The organism is Photorhabdus akhurstii (genome assembly GCF_019090985.1).
Classification (GTDB): domain Bacteria; phylum Pseudomonadota; class Gammaproteobacteria; order Enterobacterales; family Enterobacteriaceae; genus Photorhabdus; species Photorhabdus akhurstii.
In genome coordinates this window covers 915801-929903 of sequence record NZ_CP020335.1, presented here as the reverse complement: position 1 = coordinate 929903, position 14103 = coordinate 915801, and the positions used below count along the sequence as shown (strand labels likewise).

The 14103-nt window shown below is 43.3% G+C and carries 12 protein-coding genes and 1 pseudogene; 2 read left to right on the top strand and 11 right to left on the bottom strand.

The window, feature by feature from the left end:
* Window positions 1–5: 5 nt before the first annotated feature.
* From ispD to cysJ, 9 genes and pseudogenes are all read right to left on the bottom strand, one after another.
* Window positions 6–737, bottom strand: a complete 732-nt coding sequence (gene ispD, locus B0X70_RS04015) for a 2-C-methyl-D-erythritol 4-phosphate cytidylyltransferase (protein ID WP_040151614.1) — start codon at window positions 735–737, stop codon at window positions 6–8.
* A gap of 5 nt (window positions 738–742) precedes the next feature.
* Window positions 743–1063: a cell division protein FtsB gene (gene ftsB, locus B0X70_RS04010; protein ID WP_036808472.1), complete on the bottom strand. Its 321-nt coding sequence runs from the start codon at window positions 1061–1063 to the stop codon at window positions 743–745.
* Window positions 1064–1209: 146 nt separating this feature from the next.
* The gene (cysC, locus tag B0X70_RS04005) at window positions 1210–1842 is read right to left on the bottom strand and encodes an adenylyl-sulfate kinase (RefSeq protein ID WP_217470929.1); all 633 of its coding nucleotides are present in this window, start codon (window positions 1840–1842) and stop codon (window positions 1210–1212) included.
* Window position 1843: 1 nt separating this feature from the next.
* Complete coding sequence (cysN, locus tag B0X70_RS04000) at window positions 1844–3286, bottom strand: sulfate adenylyltransferase subunit CysN (RefSeq protein ID WP_217470928.1); 1443 nt, start codon at window positions 3284–3286, stop codon at window positions 1844–1846.
* Window positions 3287–3297: 11 nt separating this feature from the next.
* Window positions 3298–4206: a sulfate adenylyltransferase subunit CysD gene (cysD, locus tag B0X70_RS03995; protein WP_036808476.1), complete on the bottom strand. Its 909-nt coding sequence runs from the start codon at window positions 4204–4206 to the stop codon at window positions 3298–3300.
* Between the two features lie 9 nt (window positions 4207–4215).
* Window positions 4216–5627 (bottom strand): annotated as a pseudogene (gene cysG, locus B0X70_RS03990) (siroheme synthase CysG).
* Between the two features lie 216 nt (window positions 5628–5843).
* Entirely contained in the window at window positions 5844–6578 is a 735-nt protein-coding gene (locus tag B0X70_RS03985) for a phosphoadenylyl-sulfate reductase (protein ID WP_036778047.1), read from the bottom strand.
* Window positions 6575–8305 carry an assimilatory sulfite reductase (NADPH) hemoprotein subunit gene (cysI, locus tag B0X70_RS03980; RefSeq protein WP_217470927.1) on the bottom strand — a complete coding sequence of 577 codons (1731 nt, stop codon included), beginning with the start codon at window positions 8303–8305 and terminating at the stop codon, window positions 6575–6577. The genes B0X70_RS03985 and cysI overlap by 4 nt, the downstream gene beginning before the upstream one ends.
* Window positions 8305–10107 (bottom strand): NADPH-dependent assimilatory sulfite reductase flavoprotein subunit, encoded by a 1803-nt coding sequence (gene cysJ, locus B0X70_RS03975; protein WP_040151620.1) that lies wholly within the window; start codon window positions 10105–10107, stop codon window positions 8305–8307. The genes cysI and cysJ overlap by 1 nt, the downstream gene beginning before the upstream one ends.
* Window positions 10108–10374: 267 nt before the next feature.
* On the opposite strand from cysJ, the gene queD reads away from it, so the two are divergent.
* Window positions 10375–10737: a 6-carboxytetrahydropterin synthase QueD gene (queD, locus tag B0X70_RS03970; RefSeq protein WP_036808482.1), complete on the top strand. Its 363-nt coding sequence runs from the start codon at window positions 10375–10377 to the stop codon at window positions 10735–10737.
* Between the two features lie 44 nt (window positions 10738–10781).
* Here the strand turns inward: queD and queE are convergent, their stop codons facing one another.
* Window positions 10782–11453 (bottom strand): 7-carboxy-7-deazaguanine synthase QueE, encoded by a 672-nt coding sequence (gene queE, locus B0X70_RS03965; protein WP_036808583.1) that lies wholly within the window; start codon window positions 11451–11453, stop codon window positions 10782–10784.
* Between the two features lie 170 nt (window positions 11454–11623).
* Between queE and B0X70_RS03960 the strand changes: the two genes are divergently transcribed.
* Window positions 11624–13009, top strand: coding sequence for an L-histidine transporter HutT (locus B0X70_RS03960; RefSeq protein WP_036808484.1), 1386 nt, complete (start codon window positions 11624–11626; stop codon window positions 13007–13009).
* 270 nt (window positions 13010–13279) lie between these two features.
* Here B0X70_RS03960 and B0X70_RS03955 read toward each other — a convergent pair whose 3' ends face one another.
* The gene (locus tag B0X70_RS03955) at window positions 13280–14062 is read right to left on the bottom strand and encodes an endonuclease/exonuclease/phosphatase family protein (protein ID WP_217470926.1); all 783 of its coding nucleotides are present in this window, start codon (window positions 14060–14062) and stop codon (window positions 13280–13282) included.
* Between the last annotated feature and the right edge of the window lie 41 nt (window positions 14063–14103).

Genomic DNA, 14103 nt, shown 5'->3' with positions numbered 1-14103 from the left:
TTCCTTTATTTTCTAGACAGATAAAATTCTGCCAATGCCAAATCCTCAGGGCGCGTGACTTTTATATTGTCCGAACGCCCGTTAACCAACACCGGTTGATAACCACAATATTCCAATGCGGAAGCCTCATCTGTAATATTAGCGTGTTGCGAAAGTGCTTTTGACAAACAATCCCTTAGTAACATCAATGGAAAAAACTGCGGAGTCAGTGCGTGCCAGAGATCTTGCCGTTCTACTGTATGGTCAATAACTTGACCAGTCCGTCCACGTTTCATCGTATCGCGGACCGGCGACGCCAGAATACCACCGCATGCCATATTTCCCTGTTCATCTGCTTCTGCTAATTGTAACAAACGGTCAAGATCGTCATGGTGTAAACAAGGACGGGCTGCATCATGCACTAAAACCCAACAATTATCATTGCCAGTCAAATGAGCCAGATGATTTAAACCAGACAGTACAGAATCTGCTCGCTGTTCACCGCCAACTACCGTAGTAATGCGCGAATCGGATGCAACCTCAAGGGATTGAAACTGTGTGTCCGTGGGATTTAAAACAATCACAACATGCTGAACACGGGGATGATCAAGTAATACAGCCAAGGTGTGCTCAATAATGGTCTTTCCGGCAATAGACAGATATTGCTTTGGGCAATCCGAATTCATTCGGCTACCAATACCCGCTGCTGGTACCAAAGCAATAATATCAGCACAGGAATGAAGTAATAGATTGTTCATTTTAATTATTGAGTATTATTTGGAGTCGAGGGACGCGAAGTGTTTTCTTTAGATTTATCAACGATTAAACGATAGAAAGTTTCACCCGGTTTGATCATACCCAATTCATTACGGGATCGCTCTTCGATAGCTTCCTGCCCACCAGTAAGATCATCAATTTCCGCCGATAACTGATCGTTACGCACTTTAAGTTTGCTGTTATTACGCTCTTGCATCGCAACATCATTCTTAACCCGCACATAATCATGAATGCCGTTTTTACCAAGCCACAGTGAATACTGTAACCATCCAAGTAAAACCAGTAATAGTAGCGTCAGTTTACCCATTTCCGCCCCCTGAAATATCTGTCAATCATCCCATAACTCAAAGAATGACGCTACTATCACAAAACAGGGTAGGAGAAAAATAGTCGAATGCAGTTATTTTACACAAGCACATCACTGAAAACGCAATAATGTGCTTTTTGTTGACGTTATCCGTGATTAATCCTTGAGCGTATAATGCCGCTCTTTTCCAATTCCACCAGCAACTGGGCCACGGAAGCTTCAACGGGTTGTTGGCCTGCAAGATAAATTTCCGGGTTATCGGGAATTTCATAGACTGAATCAATCCCCGTGAAATGACGAATTTCACCGGCACGGGCTTTTTTGTACAATCCTTTCGGATCACGAGATTCGCAAATTTCCAACGGCGTATCGACAAAAACTTCAATAAATTGCCCTGGTTCCAGCAGTTCACGAACTTTTTGCCGTTCTGCTTTATGAGGAGAGATAAAAGCCGTCAGCACGACTAAACCTGCATCGACCATCAGATTGGCCACTTCACCTACACGGCGGATATTTTCCTGCCTATCCTGTTCGGAAAAACCCAAATCACTACAAAGGCCATGACGCAAATTATCGCCATCAAGCAGATAAGTTTTTATTCCCCGTTGAAACAGGGCCTGTTCTAAGGCCCCTGCCACAGTGGATTTTCCTGAACCCGATAAACCAGTGAACCAAATAACCAATGCAGGATGTCCATTTTCAACCTCCCGCTGCGTTCTGGTCAATTGATGCGGATGCCAGACAACGTTTTCTGATGCCAGATTTTCAATGTCAGCCAATTTATTTACCTCCCAGTAAATCTCTGGCTCCCCAATGAGGGAAATGACGACGAATCAACCGATTCAATTCCAGTTCAAATTCGCTGAATTCTTTTGGCCCTTCATAAACATTTGTCTGAATTTCACGTACCAACCCGGCACCAACAGTGACATTAGTCAGTCGATCGATCAAGATAATGCCGCCAGTGTCGCTATTTTGCTGATAGCTATCAAGCATTAATGGCTCTTCAAAAGAAAATTCCACCGATCCGATGGCATTTAATGGTAAATCAACAGCCACCCGCTGTGTCAGGTTAGTAATATCCACCTGGTACTGAATATTCTCAACTTTCCCACGGCTCTTTTTACCCGCCACTTTGATATCAAGGTTCTGCCCCTGCACCAAAGGCTGTTCAGACATCCATACCACATCCACCAGCGCATGTCGGGTAACCATCATCTCATCATCGGCAGAAATCAGCAGATCTCCTCGGCTGATATCAATCTCATCTTTCAGCACCACCGTAATGGCCTCACCCGGAACAGCAAAATCCAAATCACCATTGAAAGTCACTATCCGCTCCACCCGTGAGCAAATACCGGATGGCATGACTTTAATTTTCTGCCCTTTACGTAAAATCCCGGACGAAAGTGTGCCACTGTAACCACGAAAATCGAGATCAGGCCGGCTAACATATTGAACCGGAAAGCGCAGTAACTGCTTTGAGGCTTCCTTTTTTACATCAACGGTTTCAAGGATATCCAACAACGCTGGCCCTTCATACCAATCCATATTGCGACTTCTAGTGACAATATTATCGCCATCAAGTGCCGAGATTGGGACAAAATGAACGTCCAAATTTGTCGGTAATTGGGCAGCGAAATTCATATAATCCTGTTTGATCTGATTAAAAACTTCCTGACGATATTCCATCAGATCCATTTTATTCACCGCTACCACCAAATGGCGAATACCTAGCAATGTACTGATAAAACTGTGACGACGGGTCTGCTCCTGAACACCTTTACGCGCATCAATCAACAGAATTGAGAGATCACAGGTCGATGCCCCCGTTGCCATATTACGGGTGTACTGCTCATGTCCCGGTGTATCAGCAATAATAAATTTGCGTTTTTCTGTTGAAAAATAGCGATAAGCCACATCAATGGTGATGCCCTGCTCACGCTCTGCGGCAAGACCATCCACCAATAAAGCCAGATCTAATTTTTCACCCTGAGTACCGATACGTTTACTGTCATTCTGCAACGTTGAAAGCTGATCTTCGTAGATCTGACGGGTATCATGTAACAAGCGTCCAATCAGAGTACTTTTGCCATCATCCACACTGCCACATGTCAAGAAACGCAGTAATCCTTTCTCTTGTTGAGCACGCAGATAAGCTTCCACACCGCCCTGCTGTTTAATTTGATGAGCAATTATTTCATTCTGTGCAAGTGCTGACATGGTTGCTCTCCTTAGAAATAACCTTGACGTTTTTTCAGTTCCATAGAAGCAGATTGATCACTATCAATCAGCCGACCTTGCCGTTCACTTGTCGTCGATATCAGCATCTCTTCAATAATTTCCGGCAATGTTTCAGCATCAGATTTCACGGCTCCCGTCAACGGCCAACAACCAAGAGTACGGAAACGAACTTTGCGCTGACTGATAACCTCGCCCGGTTTCAGATCGATCCGATCATCATCAACCATAATCAGCGTACCCTCACGCTCCAAGACCGGACGTAATTTGGCAAAATAGAGAGGAACAATATCAATTTGTTCCAAATAGATATATTGCCAAACATCCAATTCAGTCCAATTAGACAGTGGGAATACGCGAATGCTTTCGCCTTTATTAATCTGGCCGTTGTAATTGCGCCACAATTCAGGACGCTGGTTTTTAGGGTCCCAACGATGTGAGCGATCTCGGAAAGAATAGATCCGCTCCTTAGCCCGCGATTTCTCTTCATCACGACGAGCGCCGCCGAAAGCAGCATCAAAACCATATTTATCCAGTGCCTGCTTTAACCCTTCCGTTTTCATGATGTCTGTATGTTTGGCACTACCATGCACAAATGGATTAATTCCCATTGCTTCCCCTTGCGGGTTACGATACACCAACAGTTCAAAACCGTAATTCTTCGCAGTACGATCACGAAATTCGTACATTTCACGAAATTTCCATCCCGTGTCCACATGCAGCAAAGGAAATGGCAATGTTCCCGGATAGAACGCCTTGCGTGCAAGATGAAGCATGACCGAAGAATCTTTACCGATAGAGTAAAGCATCACCGGGTTTTCAAACTCGGCGGCCACTTCCCGTATAATATGAATACTTTCAGCTTCAAGTTGCTGCAAGTGTGTCAATCTTTTCTCATCCATTACAACTCCTTATGCAAAATCGACTACTACCGGACGGCTTATCTTGGCAATAGATTGCTGCCCAAACCAAGCTATCTGATGGTGAAGTTGAGCCACCTCTCCCACCACTAGTAAGGCCGGCGACGGTGCCTGCTGTGCTAACTGTTCCAGTTCAAGCAAAGTGCCGGTTAACACTTGCTGCTCTAAACGAGTACCACAACCAATGACGGCTACCGGCGTATCTTCTGCTCGCCCATGTAAAATTAATTGATGACTTATTAAGGCGGCTTTGACCGTCCCCATATAAATCACCAGAGTCTGATGACCTCTGGCTAAAGCCGGCCAATCCAGCTCATTCCCCTTTTCTCGGCAATGACCTGTAATAAAAGTGATACTCTGTGAGTGTTCCCGGTGAGTCAAAGGAATGCCCGCGTAAGCCGTCGCCCCGATGGCGGCAGTAATTCCCGGTACCACCTGAAAAGGAATGCCTGCTGACGCTGCAACTTGTAATTCCTCACCACCACGGCCAAAGATAAAGGGATCACCGCCTTTAAGACGAACCACTTTTTTCCCCTGTCTGGCAAATTTCACTATCAACTGATTAGTTTCCTCCTGAGAAACAGAGTGATTACCCGCTCTTTTGCCGACGCAAATTTTATCTGCATCGCGGCGAACTAGATCCAGTACCTCGCTGCTGACCAAATGATCATAAAGCACCACATCAGCCTGCTGAATAACCTGCAATCCCTTTAACGTCAGCAATCCCGGATCACCCGGCCCGGCCCCAACCAAAGCCAGTTCTCCCTGTGAATCATGCTGTTCCAGTTGTTGCTCAAGCTGTTTTTCCGCCTCTTGGATCTGGCCGTTTGCAACTAACATAGCAAAACGACCACTGAAAGCCTGTTCCCAAAAGAACGACGCTGGCGCATGGAAGTGAATCGCTGTTTTACTCGCTCACGCCACTCCCCGGCGATTTTTGCCATCGTGCCAAGACTGGAAGGCAGTAACGCCTCCAGTTTCTCTCGGATTAAACGCGCTAATACCGGCGCTTTTCCCGCCGATGAGATCGCCACCAAAACCGGAGAACGGTCGATAATTGATGGAAAAATAAATGAGCAATGAGCTTGATCATCAACGACATTGACCAAAATACCTCGCTTATCCGCTTCAGAAAAAACTTGATGATTTAGAATACGATCATCAGTCGCCGCAATAACTAAAAAGATGCCATCAAGATATTCAAGCTGAAATTCTCCCTTATACCATTCCAACTTACCCGCTTGATAACGCTGTTGTAATTCAGAGCACAATTCAGGCGCTACAACCTGTAATAACGCACCTGCCCGTAGTAGTAGAGTCGCCTTACGCGCGGCCACCTCACCACCACCGACAAGTAATACAAGCCGCCCTTTCAGCTCGACAAATATCGGTAAGTAATCCACGATTGCCCTTGATATCCAGTGAAATATTTATAAGTACTGAAACTGTTTCGAATGAATATATGAGTTGGCGGTAAAGTTATAAAATGACAAAAAAGAATTTGATGTTCTGTAATGGAATATAAGCGATCTCGCCAAAATAGCTTTATTAATCATCCCCCTCGCCCTAAAACACAGCGAGGGCTTTATCATTATCCCCACTCAGGAAATACCGGGTTTTTAATTTTCATGTAACCCACATTCTCGTTTCAAGCCAAAGAAACGGGTTTGTTCTTCACTCATGCCCGGTTCCCATTTTTGGGTTGTATGGATGTCACCAACAGAAAGATAACCTTGTTCCCATAATGGATGATATTCCAAGCCATGTTTTGTCAGATATTGATGCACACGCCGGTTATCCCAGTCGATAATCGGCAAAATCTTAAATACTCCCCGCTGTACAGCCAGAACCGGTAATTTTGATCGACTTTCAGATTGCTGACGGCGTAAACCAGCAAACCAACTTTGTACATTTAAACTTTTCAAAGCTCGATTCATTGGTTCAACTTTATTAATCTGATTGTAACGTTCTATTCCCGCTACGCCTTGTTCCCACAATTTCCCATAGCGAGCTTCCTGCCAGGCCGGAGAATATTCAGCACTGAATATTTGCAGATTCAGTTTCAACTGCGTTGTGAGTTTATCGATGAATTGATAAGTTTCAGGGAATAGATAACCGGTATCAGTAAGAATGACCGGAATATCAGGATATTCTTGTGTCACTAAATGAAGGCATACCGCCGCCTGAATACCAAAACTGGAGGAAAGAACAAATTCACCTGGCAAATTTTCTAATGCCCAGTTTACCCTCTGATCAGCATCCATCATTTCAAGCCGAAGATTAATCTCAGCCAGCGATTGCTCTTGCTGTTCAGCAGTCACTCCAGCGAATTGAGATAAGTTGAATTGGCTCATACCGCCTCCTGCCAATCATAAAAATCACGGGCTGAATCCAAGACCGGCTTGATAATATCCATGCGGATCAGGAAATCGCCAAAACCTTCATTTGGCTGCCTCCCTGTCGCCCAACGCTCAATAAGTTCATCCATAATAGATAAAATCTCTTGTGAGCTGATATTTTCTTTATACATGCGTGGAATACGGGTGCCAATCCGATTACCACCAAGATGAAGGTTATAACGATCAAGCGCTTTGCCGACTAACCCAACTTCCGCTAACATCGCTCTGCCACAGCCATTCGGGCAACCCGTCACCCGCAAAACAATATGTTCATCGCCAATACCATGTTTATTCATCAGTTGTTCAACGTGAGTGACAAACTCAGGTAAGAAGCGTTCAGCCTCAGCCATTGCCAATGGGCAAGTTGGGAAAGAGACACAAGCCATTGAGTTTTCACGCTGAATTGTGGTTTTGTCATCAATCAACCCATGCTGACGGGCAATAGTTTCAATGCGTTGTTTCTCACTTTCAGGAACACCAGCAATGATTAAGTTCTGATTGGCCGTCAGGCGAAAATCCCCTTGATGTATTTTTGCAATTTCAGCAATGCCACTTTTCAGCGGTCTATCTGGATAGTCCAAAAGGCGACCATTCTCAATAAACAGCGTCAAATGCCATTTATCATCGATACCTTTCAGCCAGCCAATTTGATCTCCACGACCAGTAAATTCATAAGGCCGGATGGCCTCAAATTTCACGCCAGCGCGTCTCTCCACCTCTTCTTTAAAAGTATCAACACCCACCCGCTCCAAGGTATATTTGGTTTTGGCGTTCTTACGCTCAGTCCGATTGCCCCAGTCACGCTGAGTTGTCACCACAGCTTCCGCAATCGCCAACGTATGCTCAAGGGGAATATAACCAAACTCACTCGCCATACGTGGGTAAGTATTTTTATCGCCATGAGTCATCGCCAAACCACCACCCACCAGCACGTTAAAACCCACCAGCTTGTTACCTTCTGAAATGGCAACAAAGTTCAGATCGTTAGCATGTAGATCAACATCATTTTGTGGAGGAATAACCACCGTGGTTTTGAACTTACGCGGCAAATAAGTCGGCCCAAGAATCGGCTCTTCATCGGTCGTTGCGATTTTCTCCTCATCTAACCAGAGTTCAGCATAAGCTCGGGTACGTGGCAGTAAATGCTCTGAGATTTTCTTCGCCCATTCGTAAGCTTGCTGATGTAATTCTGATTGAATAGGATTCGAGGTACAAAGTACATTCCGGTTAACGTCATTTGCCGTCGCAAGTGAATCCAGTCCAACCTGATTCAGCAATTGATGCGCAGGTTTTACATTTCCTTTTAGAATGCCATGAAATTGAAATGTCTGTCGGTTCGTCAAACGGATACTGCCATAAAGGGTATTTTCCGCAGCAAACTTATCAATACCTAACCATTGCTGTGGAGTAATCACGCCACCCGGCAGACGACAGCGCAACATCATTGCATGACGTGGCTCCAATTTTTGCTCTGTACGTTCGGCTCGGATATCACGATCATCCTGCTGATACATGCCATGAAAACGAATCAACAGGAAATTGTCCCCTGCAAAACCCCCCGTTAAACCATTAGTTAAATCTTCGCTAATCGTACCTCGCAGGAAGTTACTTTCCCGCTTCATACGCTCACTGTCAGCCAGTTTACCTTCAACAATCAAAGGACCATGTTGTTTATTGTTCATTAGTACACATCCCTCTGATAACGGCGCTCAAGACGCAGTTCACTTAAAAATTCATCTGCCTGTTCGGTATCCATGCCGCCATGCTCAGAAATAATATCCAGCAACGCATGTTCCACATCTTTCGCCATGCGGTTTGCATCACCACACACGTACAGATGTGCTCCTTCTTCTATCCAACGCCACACTTCTTCACCTTGCTCACGCAGTTTGTCTTGAACATAAATTTTATGCTGCTGATCACGGGACCATGCCAGATCAATACGGGTTAACAGGCCATCTTTGACATAACGCTGCCACTCCACTTGATAGAGAAAATCTTCCGTAAAATGTGGATTACCAAAGAACAACCAATTTTTCCCTTCTGCGCCATCAGCCTCCCTTTGCTGCATAAATGCCCGAAATGGCGCAATTCCGGTTCCCGGCCCAATCATGATGACAGGCGTGCGTGGATCGGCAGGCAGACGAAAATTATCGTTATGCTCAATAAAAATACGAATATCGCCATTTTCCTGTAAGCGATCGGCTAGATAGCCAGATGCGCCACCGGTGCGGACCCGTCCGTCAATTTCATAACGAACCACACCAACGGTAAGATGAACTTCATTTTCCACTTCCGCCTGAGAAGAAGAAATTGAATAGAGCCTTGGTGTTAAAGGCCGTAGCAAATCAATAAATTGCTGAGCCTCCGGTTGAGAAGCAGCTTCTCTTATCATATCGGCGATCGGTTTATTGTGAGCGTATTGCTGTAATGCTTGTTTATCAGCAATCAAAGAAAGTAATTTTTCATCTTTCGCAAGAACAGCGTATTTTTCCACAATCACACTGGTATTTTGAGTTAACTCAACATGACCGATCAGTGCTTCCCTTAATGGCAATTTCTGACCATTAACCTCAATCTGTTCTGTTCCTTTCAACCAGAGCAAATTCAACACTTCATCCACCAGCTCCGGATCATTTTCAAACCAGACGCCCAGAGCATCACCTGGCTGATAACGCAGTCCTGAATCACCCAGATCAATTTCAATATGGCGAACATCTTTATCAGAACCACGTCCCGTTATTTTCTGACGGGTAGCTAAAGCAGCAGTCAATGGCGCCTGTTTAGTATAAGAAGTTGAGAAAATTTCATTTACCGATCTGTTCTGTGCAGAAACAATCACAGTCCCTGTCCCGGCCGGAATACGCTGTTTCAGGACTCCAGTTAATTGTTGACGCCACTGAGCCGCAACCTGTTGATATTCCACATCACCATCTACACGCTCCAGAAGCCGTTGAGCACCTAACTCATTCAGACGATTATCGAAATCTTTTCCGGCCTGGCAGAAGCGCTCATAAGAGGTATCACCCAAACCAAAAACCGCAAATGCCGTACCATCCAGCTTCGGGGCCTTTTTAGAATAGAGATATTTATATAATGCAACCGCTTCCTCAGCAGGTTCTCCTTCACCTTGAGTAGAAGCAATAATTATCAGCGCCTTCTCTTGAGCAATTTGTTTGAATTTATAATCACCGGCATTGACCAAATTGACATTGAGTTTTTCTGCCGACAAATCATCACGGAGTTGTTCAGCCAAACGACGAGCATTACCAGTTTGTGAAGCTGAAATTAATGTAATCGTCTCCTGCGCCGGAACTGCCGGAGCCACAACCTGAACTTGTGGTTGCTGATTTACCATTCCCCAAAAATAACCAGACAGCCAGGCTAATTGAGTCGGTGAAAAATCCCCAATTGCCGACTGCAAACGCGCTAGCTGTTCAGGTGAAACCGGAAGAAGTGAAATTGAAGGTGGTTTTATGCTCATTGTCCTGTGCTGCCCTTTACGATTACCAATGTCCGTTATTTTTAGTAAATAAAATAAATAGGGATGGTTTGTAAGGTTATCTCAGCGACTTGTTACTATTTAAAGAAACTATCGCAATATCAAATAACCAAAACGCCTAACCATATTTACAGATTTAATATATCTATAAAACAGTTAATAAGAGCGGTTGCAAAAAAATGAAAAAGTCAGGTTTAATTCAGAAGATCGGGTAGAATAGCGGGTTTTTTGAAGTCAGGGAGAACCACTATGAGCACAACGATTTTTAAAGATTTTCAGTTTGAAGCCGCCCACCGTCTGCCACATGTCCCAGAAGGTCATAAATGCGGTCGCCTGCATGGGCACTCATTTATGGTACGACTGGAAATTACCGGGGAGGTCGATCCTCATAGTGGCTGGATTATGGACTTTGCCGATTTAAAAGCCCTATTCAAACCCATTTGGGAACAGCTAGATCACCATTACCTGAATGATATCCCCGGACTGGAAAATCCAACCAGCGAAGTATTAGCTGCCTGGATTTGGGATAAAGTTAAACCAACAATTCCACAACTCAGTGCCGTTATGGTGAAAGAAACCTGTAATGCGGGAGCTATTTTCCGCGGTAAGTGAAACAACTTACTGCACCAGGAAACCTCCAGTGCAGTAAGCTTTTCTCAGGCGATATTCAAATATTTATGTGTTTGCATAGAAAACCGCCAATTACGGGCAATACAGGTTTCAATACATAAACGAGTAGCGTCTTCTTTCTGGCTAATAGGTTGCAGTGCAATAATACGCGATGAGTTGTCATCCAATGTCGCTAATAACTCATCCAATGCTTCAATATCTCTTTCCCTAGCAACCGGATATTTTATTTCATTAGCCCTTAGCAAAGCCTGCTGCAATACTTGGTACCCACCACGCATGTTAACTTTTGGTGAAACTGTCACCCAAGTAGTATCAGAACATTTAACATGATACGTACCACTGGTTTCTATCTGACATTGGTAGCCAAGGCTTTCTAACTCTTCGATCAGAGGTATAAGATTATAAAGGCAAGGCTCACCACCAGTAATAACAACATGACGTGCGGTATATTTCTGTTGAACAAACAGCGCTGCAATTTGCTTAGGAGATGCTTCACTCCATTCATTGCTTTCACTCGTCTTCAGCAAAATTGTTTCCAATGTCCGTTGCTTTTCCGCTTCTTTCTCCCAAGTGTGTTTAGTATCACACCAGCTACAACCAACCGGACACCCTTGCAGACGAATAAAAATTGCCGGGACTCCGGCAAAAAAACCTTCTCCCTGCAATGTCTGGAATACTTCGTTAATCGGGTAAAACATAAAAATCTCTGGTTTCATTAGGCAAGGGCGCATTATTGCAGATATCTATCCCGCGAACATCAATCTTTATGGTAAGGTACGGGGTTTGCTTCGCTTGGCTAACGTGCGACTTGTCGAGGCATTGTGTGCTTAAAATATATCTAGCACTGAGAAAGTGACAGGAATAAATAATGCAGAATAATGAAACTCAGCTGAAACGGGGTCTAACCGGGCGGCACATCCGCTTTATGGCATTAGGCTCCGCGATAGGCACAGGGCTGTTCTATGGCTCGGCAGCAGCTATTCAGCAAGCTGGACCAGCCGTATTACTCGCCTATTTAATCGGCGGTGCTGCCGTATTTATGGTGATGCGTGCATTAGGCGAAATGGCTGTTCACCATCCAGTATCCGGTTCTTTTTCACACTATGCCAGCCATTATCTCGGCCCTTTAGCCGGATTTCTAACCGGATGGAATTATGTATTCGAAATGCTGATCGTTTGCCTGGCTGACGTTACTGCATTCGGTTTCTATATGAAACTCTGGTTCCCCCATGTGGAACAATGGATCTGGGTGTTAAGCATTGTCTGCTTTATTGGCGCAATTAATCTTTGCCATGTAAAAATTTTCGGTGAAATGGAATTCTGGCTTTCGATTGTGAAAGTCACTGCAATTATCGCTATGATTATCGGCGGCATGACTATCATGATCTATGGATTCGGCCAAGAAACAGATCATGCAACCGGCATTGCCAGTTTGTGGGAATATGGCGGTTTTATGCCTAATGGCATCAGTGGCGTGATAGCTTCACTCGCCATTGTAATGTTTGCTTTTGGGGGTATTGAAGTCATTGGTATTACTGCCAGCGAAGCCAAAAACCCCGAAAAAACGATTCCAAAAGCAATCAATGCTGTCCCTTTCCGTATTCTACTGTTCTATGTACTGACTCTGTTTATTTTAATGTGTATCTATCCGTGGAATCAGATCGGTCAAGAAGGTAGCCCATTCGTACAGATTTTTTCTAGCTTAGGTATCAATTCTGCTGCCAATATTCTCAATATCGTGGTAATAACTGCGGCAATTTCAGCGATCAATAGCGATATTTTTGGTGCTGGCCGTATGATGTATGGCATGGCACAAGAAGGGCAAGCGCCTAAATCATTCACCAAGTTGAGTCGTAATGGCGTACCTTGGATGACTGTAATCGTTATGTCAGCAGTTTTGTTAATTGGAGTCATACTCAACTATCTGATTCCAGAAGAGATTTTCGTTATCATTGCCTCTATCGCAACATTTGCTACTGTATGGGTATGGTTGATGATCCTACTTTCTCAAGTTGCTATGCGCTGCAAAATGAGCAAAGAAGAAGTTAAAACCCTGAAATTCCCCGTTCCTATGTGGCCAATAGCACCTGCATTAACTATTATCTTTATGGTATTTGTTATTGTATTACTAGGCTATTTCGAGAAAACCCGTATTGCATTAATTGTGGGAATCGTATGGGTAATCTTATTATCAGTCACCTATTTCTTTAGTATAAAGAAAAATATTTTTCAAACACATCAGATAAACAAATAATTTTTACTCATAAATGCCAGATTACTCTGGCATTTATTTTAATTTATTCATAAAAGATATATTTGATATTTATTTAAATATCAATTTTACATATTAATTAAAATAAATCTTATTTTTGAAATATAAATTCATCGCAATATATAATAAATAGTTACAATAAATCAACAATGATATAATATTTTTTTAGTTATAAAATAATATTCATTTATAATGAATTAAATAAGAATTTAATTCATTATAAATAGACCAATATATTCTTATAACAAAGAATTAATGAAAATTTACAACAAGAGGGTTATGATCGGAAGCATCAGTAGGTACCACAATAGCATCAGCAATATTTAACTCTCGATAAAAAATAAAATCCAAAGGCTTACCAAACGCGATTGTCCGATAGTCATCAGTAAAAGATACCTCTTCAAGGTGTAAATATCTGGTAAAACGTTTCAAAGCATTTAATCGTTGCTTACTCCACGCATTAAAATCACCAGCCATAATTACTGGACCATTATGTAAACGAACATGAGCACCAATATTATTCAATTGGCGACTATACACATCCACACCAAAACTGAAATTTATCGCATGTACATTAATAACCATTAATTGACGATTATCCTGTAAAAGATAAACAGTGATGAGAGCTGATTTAGATAAACGTAAAAGAGGCTCTTTCTCTCTCAATGGGCAACAATAGACAGGATGAGAAGTTGCTAACGTCATTACACCAGAGGGGTGTTGTGGTAATAGAAATGCGGGAACTTGATCAGCTATCAGATAATTTGAAGTAGCAAATTCAACTAAATCAGGAGTTGTCTGCGCTTCTTGTAATAAAATCAACTGACTTTCGTTAGTTAGCTCCTTTAGAACCTTTCTCCATGAAGGACGCTGCTGCTTATAGATATTCCATACAACAACCCTAAGCTCATTTGTGCCAGTGATCAAAGGAGTACCTACAGGTAATGCATTCCCAAGCTGATGAGTCGACATAGGAAAAACACGTTCAACAGGCTGGCCCGCGACATACCTTATCGCATAGGTTTTTTTTACCACGTAAAAAACCTCTTAAATACAGAATAACTATAAAAACTATC